The organism is Ferrovibrio terrae, assembly GCF_943372915.1.
In the GTDB taxonomy this organism is placed as follows: domain Bacteria; phylum Pseudomonadota; class Alphaproteobacteria; order Ferrovibrionales; family Ferrovibrionaceae; genus Ferrovibrio; species Ferrovibrio terrae_A.
Genome location: NZ_CALSAN010000011.1, coordinates 71,798 through 90,829, shown reverse-complemented (window position 1 = coordinate 90,829; position 19,032 = coordinate 71,798). Strand labels below are relative to the sequence as shown.

Below are 19,032 nucleotides of genomic sequence, written 5' to 3'. Positions count from 1 at the left end.
GCCGCCGGGCAGTCTTTACATGGCCAGATTGGTCAGGCCGGTAACCTGCGAACGAACCTTTTCGATTTCCGCCTTCGGCATGGAAACCAGGCCCTTCTTTTCCAGGTAGCCATTGGCCGCCATGGCGCGGTCGCTGACGTATTCGGCCATGAATTCCTTCATGCCCGGCACGACGCCGACATGGGCCTTCTTGGCATAGACGAAGAGCGGGCGCGACACCGGATACTTGCCGCTGGAGATGGTGTCGGCATCCGGCTCGACGCCATCAACCTTGGCACCCTGCAGCTTGTCCATGTTCTCCTCGAGGAAGGAGTAGCCGAACACACCCATCACACCAGTCTGGCCGGAGGCCAGGCGCTGGACGATCAGGTTGTCGTTCTCGCCGGCTTCGATGAAGGCGCCGTCTTCGCGGATCTTGGCGCAAGCCGCGCCGCGCGCCTTGCTGTCGGTGATGGCGGTGATTTCCGGGAACTTCTTGCAGCCGACATCCATCACCAGCTCAACAAAGCTGTCACGGGTGCCCGAGGTGGGCGGCGGGCCCATCACTTCGATCTTCCAATCCGGCAGGCTGGAATTGACCTGCTTCCAGGTCTTGTAGGGATTGGCGACCAGCTGACCGTTCACCGGCACCTGGGCGGCCAGAGCCAGCCAGATTTCTTCGCGCTTCAGGCTTACGGGAGTGGCCCCCTTCTTCAGCGCGACGGCGATGCCGTCAAAGCCAACCTTCATTTCCACGATGTCCTTCACACCGTTGGCAGCGCACTGATCGAACTCGGCCTTGGTCATGGCGCGCGAGGCGTTGGTGAAATCGGGATGCTGGGTGCCGACGCCACCGCAGAACAGCTTCATGCCGCCGCCGGTGCCGGTGCTTTCCACGATCGGCGCCTTGAAGCCGCCGGTCTGCGAGAAGCGCTCAGCCACCGTGGTGGTGAAGGGATAAACAGTCGACGAGCCGACAATGCGGATCTGGTCGCGCGCCTGCTGCGCGGCGGCCGGTTCGGCCAGGCCAAGAGCCGCCATCGTGGCGAGACCGGCGAGAAGAAGAGCCTTGTTGGTCACGGTATACCTCATCGTGGTTTCCTCTGACGCACCGGATGTGCGCCGGGTGGCCAGAACGCGTGTCTTGCGTTCCGAACCGGACGAGGGGTGAAGAGCATCTCGACCGGTGGCCGCGACTTCTAAGGGGACCGGGTGACATGGTTATTGCAGATATATTGCACTGATATGACAGCGCTAGACCGGCGCAGCGGTTGTCGTGGTTTTTTCAAGAACATTAGGCATACGAACAATGAATTCGCTGCCTGTTCCCAGTTCGGATTCAATGACAAGCCGGCCGCGATGGCGATTAACGATGTGCTTTACGATGGCCAGGCCGAGGCCGGTTCCCCCCAGATCGCGGCTGCGGGCCGAGTCGACCCGGTAGAAGCGCTCGGTCAGTCGGGGCAGATGTTCGCGCGGGATGCCCTCGCCCTGGTCGCGCACGCCGACCTCCAGCCCCTCGCCCGTCGCCGCCGGCCCCAGCCGCACGGTCACCGCGCTGTCGGCGCGGCCATATTTGATCGCGTTGTCGATCAGATTCTGGAACACCTGCATCAACTCGTCACGGGCGCCGCGCACTGGCGGCAGGTCCTCCGGCAGTTGGAGAACGATACGAATGTTCTTCGCCTTCGCCTGCGGTTCCAGTGCGGCGGCCACATCGCGCAGCAGCGGTGCCAGCGCCACCGGCTCCGACGGATGATCATGCTCGCGCAGTTCGATCTGCGACAGCGACAGCAGATCCTGGATCAGGCGCGCCATACGGCCGGCCTGGTCGCGCATGATGCCGAGAAAGCGAATCCGCGCCGGCTCGTCGTCCTTGGCCGGGCCGAGCAGCGTCTCAATAAAACCAACCAGCGAGGCGAGCGGCGTGCGCAGCTCATGGCTGGCATTGGCAACGAAGTCAGCGCGCATCTTCTCGGCCTTGCGCAGCGAGGTCAGGTCATGCAGCGCCAGCACCGCCGCCGTATCTTCCCGCGCTGCCGGCAGCGCCACCACGCGCACCGAGAAACTGCGGCCATCGGGCACCGGCAGGGTGAGATCGGCCGCCGCCATGCCGGTTTCGCCGCCCAGCACCGCATCCGCCGCATCCAGCACGGTGGGATGGCGCAGCGCCACGGTCAGGTCGTTGCCGACGATGTCGTTGCCGAAGAATTTGCGCGCGGCGAAGTTGGCCCGCGCGATGCTGCGCTTGCCATCCAGCAGCAGCACCGGGTCGGGCAGCGCATTCAGGATCGCATCCGCCGTGGTGGTCTGCAACGCCACCTGCCCCTTCTCGTCCAGCAGGGTCTGGCGCAGCCGCTCGACCGTCAGGCCAAGCTCGCCGATCATGGTCAGTGCATCCCAGTCGCTGCCGGTGCGCGGGCCGGCGCCCGCGATCTCGTCGGTACTGCGCAGCACGCGCCAGGCCGCCAATGTATGCCAGGCCGCGAACAGCGCGATGACGCCCAGCATCGGCAGCAGCATCGACCAGGCCGCCGCACTCGACACCGCATCGAAAAAGCGGGCAATCGCCACGATGCTGGCCAGCGGCAGGCCGAGAATCAGGAACAGGGCGAGCCAGCGCATCAGCGGATAACGCACGGTGGGCAACCTGCTGACCGGCGACTCGCTCATCGCGGCTGCCAGTGCAACAAGGCATCCACCAGGCGCTGCAGCACTGCAACCAGCGGCGCGGCACGCAACGCATCCCAATGCTCGAGATTGGCTTCATCCATATAGCAACTCTGCGCCATTTCCAGCTGCAGTGCATGCATGTTCTCGGCCGGCCGACCATACTGCCGCGTGATATAGCCGCCCTTGAAACGGCCATTGTGGATATGGGTGAAGCCCGGGGCGGCACTCAGCACGCCATAGGCCTGTGCCGCCAGCGCCGGATCGCAGCTGCGGCCCTCATTGGTGCCGAGGTTGAGATCGGGCAGCTTGCCCTGAAAGAATCGCGGGGCCTTGCTGACGATGCTGTGGCCATCGAGCAGGATGGCATAGCCGTGACGCGCCTTGATTGCCGCCAGTTCGGCAGCCAGGCGATCATGATAGGGCCGCCAGTACTGCTCGGCCCGCCGGGTGACTTCGGCCGCATCGGGCGCCATACCATCCAGGTAGAGCGGTGCACCGTCGAAACCGCCGGTGGGGCAAAGCTCGGTATTGTCGGCCCCGGGATACAGCGCGCGACCACTGGGATCGCGGTTGAGATCGACGACGTAGCGCGATTGGGTCGCCACCATCAGGCCGGCACCCAGCCCGGTGACGAAGCTGTACAGTTTTTCGACATGCCAGTCGGTATCGGCCAGCCGACGGGCTGCCGGCGTGAGCCGCGCGGCCAGGCCCGGGCTGAGGCCGGTGCCGGCATGGGGCACATTGACCAGCAGCGGTGTATGGCCCGGAACAACAGTGAACAGGTTGGCGATGGCGGTCATGGCAAGACTGGAAAATTGCGGCCGACATAGGTAACAAAGCGAACCGCCCGCGCCAAGCTGCGAGTCAGGCCGACATGGACAATTCACAGCATGGCAATCAATTTGAGCAAAGGCCGGCTTTCGCCTAGAGTGCGCCAGCCTTTCCGCCGTTCCGATTAAGCCTCATCATTTCAAGGTTATTCGATGGACATTACACTCTTCGGGCTCACGGTCACGGCCGCCGAGCTGAGCGCCTTCGCCCAGGTCATCCTGATCGACGTCATCCTGTCGGGTGACAACGCGATCGTGATCGGCATGGCGGTTGCCGGCCTGCCGGCGGCGCAGCGCAACAAGATCATCGTCTATGGCATTCTCGCCGCCACCGTGCTGCGCATCCTGTTTGCCAGCGTGGCCGTGCAACTGCTGCAGATCATCGGCCTGACGCTCGCCGGCGGCATCCTGCTGCTCTGGGTCGCCTGGAAGATGTGGCGCGAACTGCGCGCGCAGGCCAAGGCCGCCAAGGATGGCGCCAATGGCGGTGAAGCGGCCGAAAAGCCGGCGCCGAAGACCCAGCGCGAAGCGGTGATGCAGATCATCGTCGCCGACCTGTCGATGTCGATCGATAACGTGCTGGCGGTGGCGGGCGCCGCCCGCGACCATCCCTACATCCTGGGCTTCGGGCTGGTACTGTCGATCGCGCTGATGGCCGTCGCTTCCAAAGCGATCGCGCGCCTGCTCGACCGGTTCCACTGGATCGCCTATGTCGGCCTGGTCATCATCGCCTATGTGGCGCTGAAGATGATCTGGGACGGCGGCCACCAGGTGGCCCCGTTCATCCCCGCGCTCAACGGGGGCTGATTGCTGGCCTGCATCGACCCGGCCTGGCCCGGGTCGATGCAGCAGCATTCATTCCTTCCAGAAGCCTGCCACTGCATCGGCAAGGTCTTCGCCATACAAATCCTTGAAGAAGTGGTCCGCGCCATCGACCGTGATGCTGCGCAGATGGGCCAGTTTCGGCAGCGCCTGCAGGCGTTGCGGCAGGTCAGTTACGATCTCGTCACCGCCGGCCACCACCACCAGCGTCGGGCGCGGCAGCTTCGCCATCTGGCTCGGCGTATCGTTGCGGCCGTCGGCAGCGTGATAATCGGCAAAGCTGGCCGCCGCCACGCTGGCATTCGGGCAATACATGAAGCCCGGTACCGCCATCATTTCTGCGCCCCTCCCCGCGGCCACCAGTGCCTCGGCCTTGCCGGTCACCGGTGCGAAGTCGGCCTTGAAACGCGCCTTGAACTCATCTGCGGCGCGGCTGCGATCAAAGGTGGTCGGCCCCGCCAGCACGATCTTCTGCACCGCAGCCGGCAGTGTATTGCCGGCTGTCGCCGCATAGAAGGCAACCTGCGCAGCGCCGCGCGAATGTCCGAGAAGCCCGATCTTCGTGGCCCCGGCCTTGGCGGCCCAGTCAATCCAGGCGGCAATTTCACCGGCCGCCTGTGCATTGCTGTGGCGATGCGGCTGCGCGCAGTCATACATGCCTTTGCGATCGGAAATGCCGAGCGAGAGCGAAACGGCGATCGTCGAGAGCCCACGTTCGGCCAGCAACGCCTGCTGTGCCTGCATGATCTCCATCCGGTTATGCGCCAGCGTGCCATGCACCAGGATCAGCAGGCCGTCCTTTGCCGTCTTGCCCGCCGCAAGGGTCAACTCGCCATCGAGGCCGCGCCCGTCCTGCAGCAGGCGCACCGGTTCGGCGTGGGCGCCGACCGCGACACCGAGGCAGCCCACCACGGCCGCCATACGCAACATATGAATCATTGTTCTTCCTCCCCGGGTGCGGCGACCATTGCTCGTGCCCGTCCCATCAAATAACATCAACTCATGCCCTTTTCACGCATTGCACAATTTTTATGTGTTTTAGCCCTTGCGCTGTTCATCTCACCCTTGCAGCCGCTGGCCCAGGCCAGGCCGTCGCTGCACCTGGTGATGTTCGAGCGCGATGACTGCCCCTGGTGCCGGACCTGGCATCGCGAGATTGGCGCCGGTTATGGGCAGTCCGACGAAGGCCTGCAGGCGCCACTGCGCCGTGTCGATCTGGAAAAGCCCTGGCCCGCCGATCTGCCGAAACTGCCGGTCCTCTACACGCCGACTTTCGTGCTCATGGCCTGCAGCAAGGAACTGGCGCGCCTCGTCGGATATCCCGGCGCCGACTTCTTTTATCCGAAAATCGCCCAGTTGATTGCCGATCATGGCAAGAGCGTAGCATGCCCCTGAGCAAAAACTCCACTTGCAAAGTGTGGAATGAGTTTGATATGGACTCCTTAACCCGCAGTCGACAGGCTGCACCACCGCCCCGAAGCATCATCGGGAGCAGTGGGGATAAACCGGAGGAACGATGCGACTGACGCGCCTGCTTGCCGCTGCAGCCCTGCTGCTGGCCCCCGCACTGGTTCCGCCCGCCTTCGGCCAGAATGCCGAGGTTCGCGAACCCGGCCTGGTGCCCTATGTGGTCAAGGACTACGCCATCGAACAGTCGCTGACCGGCAAGCCGGGCGATGCGGCCAAAGGGCGGCAGTGGGCCATCACCGGCGGCCAGGGCAATTGCGTGATCTGCCACAAGATGCCGATTCCGGAAGTCGCCTTCCGCATTGGCAATGTCGGCCCGGACCTGAGCGAGGTCGGCAGCCGGCTGACGCCCGCCGAAATCCGCATGCGAATCGTGAATTCAAAGCTGCTGAACGAAGAGACCATCATGCCGGCTTATTACCGGGTCAGCGGCCTGACTCGCGTGGCGCCGGCCTTTGCCAACAAGCCGATGCTGTCCGCCGAACAGGTCGAGGATCTGGTCGCCTATCTGTCGACGCTGAAATAAGCGCGCACCCTTTTACGACGCAGGAGTGTCTGTCATGACCGAACCCCTTCATCTGCCCAAACGCCAGAGCGGCCTGAGCCGGCGCCAGGCGGTGGCCGCCTTCGGTGCGGTGGCTGCGCTGACGCCGTTCGCCGCCACCGCCTCGCCCGAGACGGCCAAGAAGGCGCTGAGTGATCTGGTCAAAGCCGAGCCCAAGGCCGGCAAGGTGCAGATCAAGACCCAGGAAATCGCCGAGAATGGCAACACCGTGCCGGTGACCATCGCAGTCGACAGCCCAATGACCGACAAGGACTACGTCAAGGCGATCCACGTGGTCGCCGACCGCAATCCGCAGCCGGGCGTCGCCTCCTTCATGCTGACGCCGGCTAATGGCAAAGCAGAGGTGCAGCTGCGCATGCGCATGGCCGAGACACAGAACATCATTGCCGTCGCCGAAATGAGCGATGGCACGGCCTGGACCGCGACCCGCGAGGTCAAGGTCACCATCGGCGGCTGCGGCGGCTGAGCGAAGCGGATCAGGAAAGGATCACACCATGGCTGAAGATATCAAGCCGCGCATCCGGGTGCCGCAGAGCGCCAAGAAGGACGAAATCATCGAGATCAAGACGCTGATTTCGCATCCGATGGAGTCTGGCCAGCGCAAGGACTCTCAGGGCAAGACCATCCCACGCAAGATCATCAACAAGATGAGCGTTGCCTTCAACGGCAAGCCGGTCTTCGAAGCGAAACTGGAACCCGCCATCTCGGCGAATCCATATCTGTCATTCTTCCTGAAATGCACACAGAGCGGCAGCCTGGAATTCACCTGGACCGACGATGACGGCAGCACCTACAAGGCCACCCAAGCCATCACGGTCAGCTGAGGACATGCGCATGCCCCAAACGCATTCCCTGGCGCGCATCCTGTATGCCGGTGCAGCCTCGGTTGTATTGCTCGCCGGCCTGACCGCCTGCGACAACAAGCAGTCGGCTGGTAGCAACGATACCGAGGTGCTGGCCCAGTATCGTGCCAATCCAAAATATGCCGATCGCATCGTGGGCGACAAATTCTCGGGCTATGTCTTCGCCTCACCCGAGACCCAGACGATGCAGGATGACGATTTCGAGAATCCGGGCATGCTGGCCGTGCAGGATGGCGAGGCTGAATGGAGCAAGGTGGCTGGCAGCGCCGGCAAATCCTGCGCCTCCTGCCATAACGACGCCAAAAGCATGAAGGGCGTCGCCGTTGCCTATCCGAAATACGAGCCCAAGGTCGGCAAGCTGGCCAATATTGAGCAGCGCATCAACCTGTGCCGTACCGAAAACATGAAAGCGCCGGCCCTGCGCTGGGAGTCGAAGGAACTGCTCGGCCTCACCGCCCTGGTCGAATACCAGTCGCGCGGCCTGCCGATCAGCGTGCGCGTTGATGGCCCGGCCAAGCCCTTCTTCGAAGAAGGCAAGAAGTTCTACTACACCCGCCGCGGCCAGATGGACGTTGCCTGTGCCCATTGCCACGAAGCCAATGCCGGCATGAATATCGGTGTCGAGAATCTCAGCCAGGGCCAGTCGAACGGCTATCCGACCTATCGCCTGAAATGGCAGGCCTTCGGCTCGCTGCATCGCCGCTTTGAAGGCTGCAACGAGGAAGTGCGTGCGCAGCCCTATCCGCGCGGCTCCGACGAATACACCAATCTCGAACTCTTCGTTGCCTGGCGTGGCAACGGCCTGAAATCCGAAGCACCCAGCGTCCGCCGCTGATCGTCCGCCCTGTATAGGGCGGACGCATATTCTCGTTGTACAGAAATTTAGTGTTGTCGTTCATTTTACAGGGCCGATGAAATGCTGAGTCGCCGCGATATCCTGCAAGCCGGAGCTGCCGCCGCGGTATTGATGGGCGCCCCAGTTGGCGCTCTCGCCGCTGCACAGAAGATCAGCCAGGCCGACCTGCTGCGTTTCCAGCCACTCGGCCAGGTGACGCTGCTGCATTTCACCGACATCCATGCCCAGATTGTGCCGCTGCATTTCCGCGAACCCAGCGTCAACATCGGCGTCGGCGCTGCGCTCGGCCTGCCGCCGCATCTGGTCGGCAGCCACCTGCTGAAGCAGTTCGGCATCAAGACCGGTTCGCCCGAGGCCCATGCACTGGCCTATAACGACTTTACACAATTGGCCAAGGATTACGGCCGGCTTGGCGGCGCGGCCCAGCTCGCGACGCTGGTAAAGGCAATTCGCGCCGAGCGGCCGAACAATACGCTGCTGCTCGATGGCGGCGATACCTGGCAGGGCAGCTACACCTCGCTGGCCGAAAAAGGCGGCGACATGGTGAAGGTGATGCAGGCGCTGGGCGTTGATGCCATGACCGCTCACTGGGAATTCACCTATGGTGCTGAACGGGTGAAGCAGATCACCGAAAGCATGGGCATTCCCTTCCTGTGCGGCAATGTGAAGGACACCAGCTTCGGCGACGAAGTGTTTGAGGCGGTGAAGGTGTTTGAACGCGGTGGCGTGAAAATCGCCGTGATCGGCCAGGCCTTCCCCTACACACCGATCGCCAATCCGCGCTACCTGATCCCCGACTGGTCGTTCGGCATCGAGGAAGAGAAGGTGCAGCAGCGCGTCGATGCGGCGCGTGCGGGCGGCGCCGATCTGATCGTGCTGCTGAGCCATAACGGCTTCGATGTCGACCGCAAGCTGGCTGGCCGGGTCAAGGGCATCGACGTGATCCTGACCGGCCATACCCATGACGCCATTCCGGTCGCCGTGAAGGTCGGCAATACGCTGCTGGTCGCGCCCGGCAGCCATGGCAAGTTCCTCGCCCGCCTTGACCTTGATGTGAAAAACAAAAAGGTCGCCGACTACCGGTTCCGCCTGATCCCGGTGTTTTCCGATGCGATCACGCCTGATCCGGCAATGCAGAAGCTGGTCGACGATATCCGCGCACCACACAAGGCGGTGCTCGACAAGGTCTATGGCCAGGCCGACTCACTGCTATACCGGCGCGGCAATTTCAACGGCACCTTCGATGACCTGATCTGCCAGGCCATGCTGGCCGAGCGCGAGGCCGAGATCGCGCTGTCGCCCGGCTTTCGCTGGGGCGCCTCGCTGCTGCCAGGGCAGGCGATCACCGGCGATATCCTGTATTCGCAGACCGCGATCACCTATCCGAATGTCTACCGCAACCAGATGACCGGTGAGTTCCTCAAGACCGTGCTGGAGGATGTTGCCGACAATCTGTTCAACCCCGATCCCTATTACCAGCAGGGCGGCGACATGGTGCGCGTCGGCGGGCTGGCCTACAGCATCGACGTGTCGAAACCGATCGGCCAGCGCATTTCCAATATGACGCTGTTGCGCACCAACCAGCCGATCGAAGCCGCGAAAAGCTATACCGTGGCCGGCTGGGCCTCGATCAACGAGGGCACGGAAGGCCCGGCGATCTACGATCTGGTCGGCAAATACATCACCGCGAAAAAGAGCATCGCCATTGCGGAAAACCGCAGCGTCAAGGTGACCGGCGCCGATCCGCGCGGCATGGCATCGTAGGAGGGCCACATCATGACCTCACCGAATGATCCCTCCCGCCGCCGCTTCCTGACCTCCTCTGCCATCGGCGGCCTGACGCTGGTGGCGGGCGCCGGTGTCGGCGAGGCGATGGCGGCTGGTGACGACAACCTGCCGCCCAACGTCCCGGAATGGATGAAGACGCTGGGGCCCGGCGTCACCGCCAATCCCTACGGCAATCCATCCGCCTACGAGAAAAACACCATTCGCCGCAATGTGCCCTGGCTGACCGCGACGGAAGAATCCTCGATCAACTTCACACCGCTGCATGAACTGGACGGCATCATCACGCCGAGCGGCCTGTGTTTCGAACGCCATCATGGCGGCGTACCCGACATTGATCCCGAACAGCACCGGCTGATGATCCATGGTCTGGTTGACCGGCCGCTGATCTTCACCATGGCCGACCTGATGCGCTTCCCCTCGGTCAGCCGCATCCATTTCCTCGAATGTCCGGCCAATGGCGGCATGGAGTGGAAGGGTGCGCAGATGGCCGGCGTGCAGTTCAGCCATGGCATGGTGCATTGCTGCGAATGGACCGGCGTGAAGCTTTCCACGCTGCTGGCCGAAGTCGGCGTCAAGAAAAGCGCCAAATGGATACTGGCTGAGGGCGCCGATGCAGCCGCGATGACGCGCAGCATCCCGCTGGCCAAGGCGATGGACGACATCATCGTCTGCTATTCCCAGAACGGCGAACGTATCCGGCCGGAGAACGGCTACCCGCTGCGCCTGCTGGTGCCGGGCTGGGAAGGTAACGTCAATATCAAGTGGCTGCGCCGCATCAAGGTGGGCGACCAGCCCTGGCATCACCGCGAGGAAACCTCGAAATACACCGACCTGATGCCGGACGGCAAAGCCCGCCAGTTCACCTTCGTGCAGGAGGCGAACTCGGTCATCACCTCTCCCTGCCCGGAAAAACCGTTGAAGCACGGCAAGGGCTTCTACGAGATCCGCGGCATCGCCTGGTCGGGCTATGGCAGGATCAAGAAGGTGGATATCTCCACCGATGGCGGCATGAACTGGCGCAGCGCCGAGCTGCAGGGTCCGGTGCTGTCGCGCTGCCTCACCCGTTTCCGCCTGCCGCTGCAATGGGACGGGCGGCCGCTGCTGCTGCAGAGCCGTGCCGCCGATGACAGCGGCTATGTGCAGCCCAGTATCGAAGCCCTGCGCAAGGTGCGTGGCTTCAATTCGATCTATCACAAGAATTCGATCCATACTTGGCGCGTGCGTCCCGATGGCGAGGTCGAGAATGTCCAGATCGCTTAAAGCCCTCGCTATCCTCCTCGCCCTCGCGGCCATGCCTGCATTGGCGCAGGACAAGCCGAAACGCTTTGGTTTCGGCACTGCGGCCACGGCCGAACAGATTGCCGGCTGGAATATCGATGTGCGCGGCCCCGATGGCGCCGGCCTGCCGCCGGGCAAGGGCAATGTCGCGGCCGGCGAAGAGCTGTATATGGCCCAGTGCTCTGCCTGCCATGGCGAATTCGGTGAGGGGGCGGGTCGATATCCGGAACTGATCGGCGGCCGTGGCACGCTGAAATCCGACGACCCGCGCAAAACCATCGACAGCTACTGGCCGCATGGCCCAGGCCTGTATGACTACATCTTCCGCGCCATGCCATTTGGCGCACCGCAGAGCCTGAGCCACGACGAAGTCTATTCGATCGTCGCCTGGCTGCTGAACCAGGGCGACCTGTGGCCGGCGGACAAAGAGCTCGATGCCGCCGCCCTGCGCGCCATCAAGCTGCCAAACCGCGACGGCTTCATCGCTGGCGGCGATCCGCGCCCGGATGTGAAGCCCGATACCTGCATGACCAACTGCCGCAAAGCACCGCCGAAGATCACCAGCGACCTGGCCGCACGGCTGGGCGTGACGCCATCGCAGAAAGCGGCCGACTGATGACCACACGGCGCCTGTTTCTGTGGGGATTGACCCTGATGCCTGCCGCGGCCTGGGCCCAGGCCGGCAAATTCGCCGATCCGCAGCCCAGCATCGACAACCCGCGCAAAATCGTACTCAGCATCTCGGAAGACGATCCGAAACGGATCGCCGCCGTGCTGAGCAACATCACCAATATCCAGAAATATTACGATGCCACCCAGGTGAAACTGGCTGTCATCGCCTATGGTCCCGGGCTGGCCGCAGTGCTCAAGGGCAGCCCGGTGGCGGGCCGCATCGCCAGCCTGCAGGATCTGGAGGTCGACTTCATCGGCTGCGGCGCTACATTGGATACCATGAAAAAGACACCGGCCGATCTGCTGCCCAATGTGACCGTCGTGGCCAATGGCCTGCCGGAGATCGTCGAGCGCAGCCTGCGCGGCTGGATTCACCTGCACCCGTGATGATGCAAATGCTGACCCGCCGCACGCTCCTTGCTGCCGCCCTGCCCACGCTCACCCTGGCGCCGAGCCTGCTGCAGGCCGCCCCCGTCAACGACGACGGCCTGCATATCCAGGACTGGTTCCTCGACAGTTTCCTCGATCTCAAGCAGGACATCGAGGAGGCCGCCGCCAAGGGCAAGCGCGTGGCGCTGAGCTTCGAGCAGCGCGGTTGCATCTATTGCACCGAGATGCATGAGAAGCATCTCTCCGATCCGGCGATCAGCGGCTATATCCGCCAGCATTTCGAGATGATCCAACTCAACCTGTTCGGCGCCCGCGAGGTTACCGACCTGGATGGCCGCGCCCTGCCCGAAAAGGAAATGGGTCGTCGCTGGGGGGTATCCTCTTCGCCGACCATCCTGTTCCTGCCCGACAAGCCGGTGAAGGGTTCGGCGAAGGACGTATCCTCTGCCCGCATGCGCGGCCTGCTGCCGCCGCCGGCCTTCCTCGCCATGTTCAAATTCGTCGCCGAACGTGCCTACGAAAAGATGGAATTCCCCGCCTATCTGGCGCAGCATCACATCGGTGCGGCCAAGGCGGCCGCCACGCCCAGCAACTGAACTTTTACGTCTGTCATCCGCGTGCGCGCAAAACAGGCCGGCTACGGCCTTGCCCTCTTCCTCACTTCGGCCGGCGCGCTGATCGTCGAGATCGTCGCCGGGCGCATGCTGGCGCCCCATGTCGGCATGTCACTCTATACCTGGACCGCGATCATCGCCGTGGTGCTGGCCGGCTTATCCATTGGCCACTGGATCGGTGGTCTGCTGGCGGCACCGCAGGTAACCCACAGGCGAGCCCTGCGCGGCATTGCCCTGGCGCTGCTGCTGGCCGGGCTGACGGCGGCCGGCGCCGCACCGCTGCTCACTTGGCTTGCAGCCATGCTGGGGGGCGAAAACACCGCACCACTGCTGCTGATCGTATTGCTGGCTGCTGGCGTGTTCCTGCTGCCCAGCCTGTTCGTCGGCATCGTTTCACCGGTACTGACCAAGCTGGCGATCGACGACGCGCCCGCGCAACAGGGCCCGATCATCGGCCGCATGTTTGCGCTTGGCGCAGCCGGCAGCATCCTGGGTACGCTCAGCGCCGGCTACCTGTTCATCTCCTGGATTGGCTCAAGCGGCACCATGCTGGCGGTGGCCGCCCTGTATCTGGTTTTTGCGGCTCTGTTCTGGCAGGGCAGCCGGTTGCTCACCCTGGCCGCTATCACGGTGGCGATCACCGGCAGCCTCGGCCTGAGCCGCCTGCCTGCCTTCGCCGCGCCCTGCGCCACCGAAAGCGACTATTACTGCATCCGGATTGTTGATTTCGCGCCGCAGAGCGGCCGGCCATCCTCTGCCATGGTGCTGGATCATCTGGCGCACAGCATCAATGACCGTGACGATCCAACCCTGCTCTACAGCCCCTACCTGCATTTCATCGCCGAACGCAGCGAACGCCTGCTGGGTCATCGCACTGCGCCGCGGGCCTATTTCATCGGCGGCGGCGCCTTCACCCTGCCGCGCGCCTGGGCCGCGCTGTATCCCCAGGCCGAACTGACGGTGGCAGAAATCGACCCCGCCGTGACGCAGATGGCAGCGCAGGCCATGTGGCTCGATCCTGCCGCGACGGCTTTGCATATCCGTCATACCGATGCACGCCGTCTGCTCGCCAGCCTGCCGGCGCAGCCGACCTTTGATCTGGTGCTGGGCGATGCCTTCCACGACTACGCCATCCCCGCCCATCTGGTAACGCGTGAATTCCACCAGATCATCCGCCAGCGCCTTGCACCAAAAGGTGCCTATGCGATCAACGTGATCGACCAGAGCGAAAATCCACGCTTCACCTTCAGCCTGGTCAAGACAATGCAGCGCGATTTTCCTGCTGTCGAAGTCTGGCTTGATGACGAGAGCCGCCGGCGTGGCGGGCGGGTCACCTTTGTCGTGCTCGGCCTGCTGGAACCGAGCGAGGCGCCGAGCCTGCGGGTCACACAGCCGTTCCGCCGCACCTGGCTGCGCTGGCCGCAGGACGATCTCGATGCACGCATCGATGCCGCCGATGTGCCGGTACTGACGGATGATTTCGCGCCGGTCGACCGGCTGATGGCCGGCTTCGTCTTCCGGCCCGACGAGATGCTGCGCCAGCGCTAGCTGGCAGGAACCTGCCCCACCTCCTGGGCCGCCTTGCGGGCACGGAAACGGTCAATCGCCACCGCCACCTCGCCAGCCAGGGCCGACGAATCGCGATCAGGATGGAAGAGGGCCAGAACGGCATCGGCCAGCGACTTCAGCAGGTCGAATGACTTCTGCCAGTCGAAGCTGAAGACGAAATCCTCACCGCGCTCATACATCTGCCTGGCCGGCAGCAGCAGGCGATCACAGATCTGGCCGACATGCACCTGCTCGGTATCGGCAACGCGGCGCTTGATATCTTCGGCCGAGGCAATCATGTCGCGCAGCATCGCCAGTGTATTGGCATCCGGCATGGTCTGTGCCTTGTAGAGTGGCACGACCTGGGCGGCGACGAAGGCGATGCGGAACGCGGAGGCGCGCAGGCGCTGCTGGTTAATCTGCTCGTTCATCATCATGATCGCCTGCTGCAGCATGCGGGCATCGAAGGCCTCGCCGGTCAGCTTGGCGCGCATCGGATTGGGCACCTCGAACAACGGCACATTGCTTTCGCGCCGGGCCTCCGCCCGTCGGCGGTCGGGGCCGATATAGTCTGAGGTGACGACGAAAGGCTTGCGGTTCATGCCCACCGCCTCAATACGATCCAGCAATCCCTTGGTCGACAGCGGCTTGATCAGCAGATCATCGGCACCGGCATCCATCAGCTTGCGCACCACGGTCTGCTCGGCTTCCCAGGTGGTCAGGATCACCGGCAGATAGGGGTTGATGCCAAGCCGGCCATGGCGCAGGTCGGATACCAGCTGGGCGACATTGCCGCCCGGCAGGCTGATGTCCATCAGGATCAGATCGGGCTGTGCCACGGCAACCAGATCGATGAAGCCGTCCAGCGTGTCAAACTCGCGCAGGTTCGTGTAACCCGCCCCGATCATCGCCTGACGATACAGCGCACGCGACCCCTGCGCCGGGTCTCCGTACAGGATACGCACCTCGTGACGATGACCGGTCTGCATGCAGTGATCCTACGGACCGCAGCCATCGACAATCAAGCACCAGTTCAGTGATCAATTGATGTATCAGCGCACGCGCGGCTTGGCGCGTGCAGTCGGCGTCGCCGCCAGAGGATCCTCTGGCCAGTCGTGTTTGGGGTATTGGCCGCGCATCTCTGCCCGCACAGCGCGATAGCTGGACTGCCAAAACCCGGCCAGATCGCTGGTGACCTGCAAGGGTCGGCGCGCCGGTGAGAGCAGATGCAGCACCAGCTTCACGCGACCGCCGGCAATAGTGGGCGTATCGGCATAGCCGAACATCTCCTGCAGCCGCACGGCCAGAACTGGTACATCGCCCTGGGTATAATCGAGTGGAATGGTTGAGCCGGATGGCACGCGCCAATGTGTCGGCGCCTCGGCGTCCAACACTTTCTGTTGGGCATAATCGAGTTGATGAGTCAGCGCCGCATGCAGATCGATACCCGCCAATTGCGACAGTTTGGCGATACCGTCCAGATATGGTCCGAGCCATTCGGACAATCGCGCGGTCAGGGCGGCATCGCTCATATCGGGCCACCCGGCCGCCGTCGGCAGATGCAGGCGCAGCAATGCGACCCGCGCCTGCCACTGCCGCAGGCCCGCCGACCAGGGCAGCACATCGAGCCCGCGTTTGGCGATGGCCTCCAGCAGGGCGCCGCGGATAGCCTCTGCCGGCGGATCAGGCAGTGGCTTTTCCCGCAGTACCAGGGCAGCGAAACGGCGCTGCCGGCGCGCCAGCACGGCGTTGCTGCGCTCATCCCATTCCACCGCATCGCGCATCTCGATCAGGGGGGCAAACTGCGCCTCGATACCGGCCTCATCGATCGGCGCGGCCAGAAACACCCGCGCATCCGCCTGGGCACCATCGACCTCGGCAATTGCGAGATAGTCCTCGCGGCTCAGGGCATCCAGCGGATCAAGCCTGGCCCCGCGTCCATTGCTGAGCAGGAAGCTGCCGCCGCCGCGCTTTTTTGCCACGCGGTCAGGATAGGCGAGCGCCACCAGCAGGCCCGCATCATCGACCGGCCCCTGATGCGGTGATGCCTTGATCTGGCGCCGCCAGTCAGAAGCCAGTTTGCGGATCTGCTTCACGGCATTCATATCGACATGCAGGCCATGCGGAGCCGAATGCCGCTCGCTTTCACCCGCGACGATTTCCAGTCGCCAGCGCAGATCCGCATCCCGTGCAGCGCCACGCGGCACACGGGCAATGTCGCGTTCTCCCAGCAAGGCAGCCAGCGCACAGGACAGGCCGCCCAGCCCCTGCGCATGGCCGCGGATCACCATATGCGCCAGCCGCGGATGCAGCGGCAGTTCTGCCATCGCCTTGCCATGCGCCGTCACCGCACCGGCAGCATTGATGGCCTCCAGTTCCCGCAACAGCTCCTGGGCATAGCCCATCGCCGCATCCGGCGGCGGATCGAGCCAGGGCAGCGCCTTGGCATCCCGCACGCCCCAGACGGCCAGATCGAGGGCCAGCGGCGTCAGGTCGGTGACGGCGATTTCGGGCGCGGTGAATTTCGGCAGGCCGCCATGGGCGGCCTCGGCCCAGAGACGGTAGCAGATGCCCGGCCCCAAGCGGCCGGCACGGCCACGGCGCTGGTCGGCCGAGGCCTGGCTGACCCGCACGGTTTCCAGCTTGGCCATGCCGGTGCTAGGCGAGAAGCGCGGCTGGCGCATATAACCGCTGTCGACCACCACGCGCACACCTTCGATGGTGAGCGAGCTTTCCGCAATCGAGGTCGACAGCACCACTTTGCGTCGACCGGCCGGACTGGGTCGCAGGGCTTCGTCCTGCTGAGCCCCCGGCAAATCGCCATAGAGCGGTTGCACGCTGATGCTGGCCGGCAGGCGCGCCTCGGCCAGCAGGGTCTCGACCCGACGGATCTCGGCCACGCCAGGCAGGAAAACCAGCAGGTCGCCCTCGGTTTCCAGCAGCGCGTCCTGCACCACGCCCGCAACGGCGGCATCAAGACGTATCTGCGGCGATATCGCACGCCAGCGGGTTTCGACCGGATAGCTCTGGCCGGCACCGGTGACCACGGCGCAATCACCCATGAGCTTCGCAAATGGGGCCGCATCCAACGTGGCCGACATCGCCACCAGCCGCAGGTCGGGCCGCAGTGCGGCCTGCGCTTCCAGGCAGAGTGCCAGGCTGGCATCGGAATCGAGGCCGCGTTCGTGGCATTCGTCGAACAGCACGGCCGCCACGCCCTTCAACTCCGGGTCACGCTGCAGCCGTCGCAGGAACACGCCATCGGTGTTCAGCTCGATACGCGTCTTCGGTCCCACCTTGCTGTCGAGCCGGACGCGATAACCGACCGTCTCGCCGACGGCCTCGCCCAGCAGGTCGGCCATGCGCTTGGCGGCCATGCGTGCCGCCAGCCGGCGCGGCTCGAGCACGATGATGCGGCCCTGCTGCGACCAGCTCTCATCCAGCAGCGCCAGCGGCAGCACGGTGGTCTTGCCCGAGCCGGGCGGCGCCTGAACAACCAGATTGCTGGCCTGGGACAGACTCGCACAGACCTCGGGCAGGATCGCCTGAATCGGCAGTGCATGAGAGAGTTGCAAATTTTGCAATGTTCGCGCGCCCGACAACCTGAAATGGTACGATTTTAGCGAAACACGGTCAGATGTCCGAGCTCCCTATCGCCGCCGCCCCTTCCTCGCCGGCGCCTGTCTCAGCCCCTCCGCTCAAGGCGATGGCCATGATGGTCGGGTCGGCACTGTGTTTCTGCGTCATGCATGCCTTGGTCGCCAAGGCATCGCAAGAGGTGCCCCCGATCGAAGTGGCGTTTTTCCGGAACCTGTTCGGCTTCGTGGTGCTGCTGCCGGCCATCATGCGCAGCCGCTTCACCGCGTTTCGCACCACCAAGCTGCACCTTCACGCCATTCGTGGCGGGCTGAACAGCGTTTCGATGATGATGTTCTTCACCGCGCTGGCGATTACGCCGCTGGCCGAAGCGACCGCCCTGTCCTACACCGCACCGCTATTCATGACCATCGGCGCGGTGCTGGTGCTGCATGAGAAGATTCATGCCCGCCGCATGATCGCACTGCTGATCGGGTTCCTTGGCGCTCTGGTGGTGCTCCGCCCCGGCATGGTGCCGATCGGGCTGGGGCCCATGCTGGTGATTGGTTCGACCGTGCTGTGGGCCGGCTCGATGCTCGACATCAAGATCCTGGCCCGCACCGATTCCAGCCTCACCATTGCCACCTACATGGTGGTGTTCCTGATGCCGATCACGCTGGTGGCCGCACTGTTCGTCTGGCAATGGCCGACCTGGGAGCAGCTGGGCATCATGTTCCTGCTCGGCGCCTGCGGATCGGCCGGCCATATGCTGTTCACCGAAGCCTTCCGCCATGGCGACACCACGGCCCTGATGCCACTCGACTTTACCAAGCTGATCTGGGCCTCGATCATCGGCTTCCTGTTTTTTGGTCAGATGCCCGATATGTGGACCTGGATTGGCGGTACGGTGATCTTCGCCAGCGCCACCTACCTATCCTATCGCGAGCATCAGCTGGCCCGGCGTGCGAAAGCCGATGCCAAACTGGCGGTCAATCCCGAGGCAGCCACCGTTCCGGCGGCCGATCTGCCCCGAAGTTAGGCATAAGATGCCCTTATTTCGCGTCGCAACATATTGTAGGCCTAGGGCTATTTACAAGTTCGGCTGAATCCC

19 protein-coding genes are annotated in these 19,032 nt (G+C 63.8%); 13 read left to right on the top strand and 6 right to left on the bottom strand.

The window, feature by feature from the left end; all coding sequences use genetic code 11:
• Positions 1-15: 15 nt before the first annotated feature.
• From AAG821_RS09980 to hutG, 3 genes are all read right to left on the bottom strand, one after another.
• Entirely contained in the window at positions 16-1,071 is a 1,056-nt protein-coding gene (locus AAG821_RS09980) for a PstS family phosphate ABC transporter substrate-binding protein (RefSeq protein WP_341913215.1), read from the bottom strand.
• A gap of 162 nt (positions 1,072-1,233) precedes the next feature.
• A complete protein-coding gene (locus tag AAG821_RS09975) occupies positions 1,234-2,652 on the bottom strand; it encodes an ATP-binding protein (protein WP_341913217.1) in 1,419 nt (472 codons plus the stop codon).
• Positions 2,649-3,452, bottom strand: a complete 804-nt coding sequence (gene hutG / locus AAG821_RS09970; RefSeq protein WP_341913219.1) for an N-formylglutamate deformylase — start codon at positions 3,450-3,452, stop codon at positions 2,649-2,651. The genes AAG821_RS09975 and hutG overlap by 4 nt, the downstream gene beginning before the upstream one ends.
• 183 nt (positions 3,453-3,635) lie before the next feature.
• On the opposite strand from hutG, the gene AAG821_RS09965 reads away from it, so the two are divergent.
• Positions 3,636-4,289, top strand: coding sequence for a TerC family protein (locus AAG821_RS09965; protein WP_341913220.1), 654 nt, complete (start codon positions 3,636-3,638; stop codon positions 4,287-4,289).
• A 48-nt stretch (positions 4,290-4,337) separates the two neighbouring features.
• Here AAG821_RS09965 and AAG821_RS09960 read toward each other — a convergent pair whose 3' ends face one another.
• Complete coding sequence (locus AAG821_RS09960; protein ID WP_341913222.1) at positions 4,338-5,243, bottom strand: alpha/beta hydrolase; 906 nt, start codon at positions 5,241-5,243, stop codon at positions 4,338-4,340.
• A 126-nt stretch (positions 5,244-5,369) separates the two neighbouring features.
• On the opposite strand from AAG821_RS09960, the gene AAG821_RS09955 reads away from it, so the two are divergent.
• The 11 genes from AAG821_RS09955 (at position 5,370) to AAG821_RS09905 (ending at position 14,345) form a co-directional block, all read left to right on the top strand.
• Positions 5,370-5,699, top strand: coding sequence for a hypothetical protein (locus tag AAG821_RS09955; RefSeq protein WP_341913224.1), 330 nt, complete (start codon positions 5,370-5,372; stop codon positions 5,697-5,699).
• 121 nt (positions 5,700-5,820) lie between these two features.
• On the top strand, positions 5,821-6,297 hold the full coding sequence (gene soxX / locus AAG821_RS09950; RefSeq protein WP_341913226.1) for a sulfur oxidation c-type cytochrome SoxX: 477 nt from the start codon (positions 5,821-5,823) through the stop codon (positions 6,295-6,297).
• 34 nt (positions 6,298-6,331) lie between these two features.
• Positions 6,332-6,802 carry a thiosulfate oxidation carrier protein SoxY gene (soxY, locus tag AAG821_RS09945; RefSeq protein ID WP_341913227.1) on the top strand — a complete coding sequence of 157 codons (471 nt, stop codon included), beginning with the start codon at positions 6,332-6,334 and terminating at the stop codon, positions 6,800-6,802.
• Positions 6,803-6,830: 28 nt separating this feature from the next.
• Positions 6,831-7,160 carry a thiosulfate oxidation carrier complex protein SoxZ gene (soxZ, locus tag AAG821_RS09940; protein ID WP_341913228.1) on the top strand — a complete coding sequence of 110 codons (330 nt, stop codon included), beginning with the start codon at positions 6,831-6,833 and terminating at the stop codon, positions 7,158-7,160.
• A gap of 10 nt (positions 7,161-7,170) precedes the next feature.
• On the top strand, positions 7,171-8,034 hold the full coding sequence (soxA, locus tag AAG821_RS09935) for a sulfur oxidation c-type cytochrome SoxA (RefSeq protein ID WP_341913230.1): 864 nt from the start codon (positions 7,171-7,173) through the stop codon (positions 8,032-8,034).
• Between the two features lie 81 nt (positions 8,035-8,115).
• Positions 8,116-9,819, top strand: coding sequence for a thiosulfohydrolase SoxB (soxB, locus tag AAG821_RS09930; protein WP_341913231.1), 1,704 nt, complete (start codon positions 8,116-8,118; stop codon positions 9,817-9,819).
• 12 nt (positions 9,820-9,831) lie between these two features.
• On the top strand, positions 9,832-11,103 hold the full coding sequence (soxC, locus tag AAG821_RS09925) for a sulfite dehydrogenase (protein WP_341913233.1): 1,272 nt from the start codon (positions 9,832-9,834) through the stop codon (positions 11,101-11,103).
• On the top strand, positions 11,087-11,737 hold the full coding sequence (locus AAG821_RS09920) for a cytochrome c (RefSeq protein ID WP_341913235.1): 651 nt from the start codon (positions 11,087-11,089) through the stop codon (positions 11,735-11,737). The genes soxC and AAG821_RS09920 overlap by 17 nt, the downstream gene beginning before the upstream one ends.
• The gene (locus tag AAG821_RS09915; protein ID WP_341913236.1) at positions 11,737-12,180 is read left to right on the top strand and encodes a hypothetical protein; all 444 of its coding nucleotides are present in this window, start codon (positions 11,737-11,739) and stop codon (positions 12,178-12,180) included. Before AAG821_RS09920 ends, AAG821_RS09915 begins: the two co-directional genes overlap by 1 nt.
• Positions 12,181-12,188: 8 nt before the next feature.
• On the top strand, positions 12,189-12,779 hold the full coding sequence (locus tag AAG821_RS09910; RefSeq protein ID WP_341913238.1) for a thioredoxin family protein: 591 nt from the start codon (positions 12,189-12,191) through the stop codon (positions 12,777-12,779).
• Between the two features lie 21 nt (positions 12,780-12,800).
• Positions 12,801-14,345, top strand: coding sequence for a fused MFS/spermidine synthase (locus tag AAG821_RS09905; protein WP_341913240.1), 1,545 nt, complete (start codon positions 12,801-12,803; stop codon positions 14,343-14,345).
• Here the strand turns inward: AAG821_RS09905 and AAG821_RS09900 are convergent.
• On the bottom strand, positions 14,342-15,334 hold the full coding sequence (locus AAG821_RS09900; RefSeq protein ID WP_341913241.1) for a response regulator: 993 nt from the start codon (positions 15,332-15,334) through the stop codon (positions 14,342-14,344). The genes AAG821_RS09905 and AAG821_RS09900 overlap by 4 nt on opposite strands.
• Positions 15,335-15,397: 63 nt before the next feature.
• Positions 15,398-17,920 carry an ATP-dependent helicase HrpB gene (gene hrpB, locus AAG821_RS09895; protein ID WP_341916261.1) on the bottom strand — a complete coding sequence of 841 codons (2,523 nt, stop codon included), beginning with the start codon at positions 17,918-17,920 and terminating at the stop codon, positions 15,398-15,400.
• A 137-nt stretch (positions 17,921-18,057) separates the two neighbouring features.
• Between hrpB and AAG821_RS09890 the strand changes: the two genes are divergently transcribed.
• Positions 18,058-18,960, top strand: coding sequence for a DMT family transporter (locus AAG821_RS09890; RefSeq protein WP_341915369.1), 903 nt, complete (start codon positions 18,058-18,060; stop codon positions 18,958-18,960).
• Positions 18,961-19,032 lie beyond the last annotated feature (72 nt).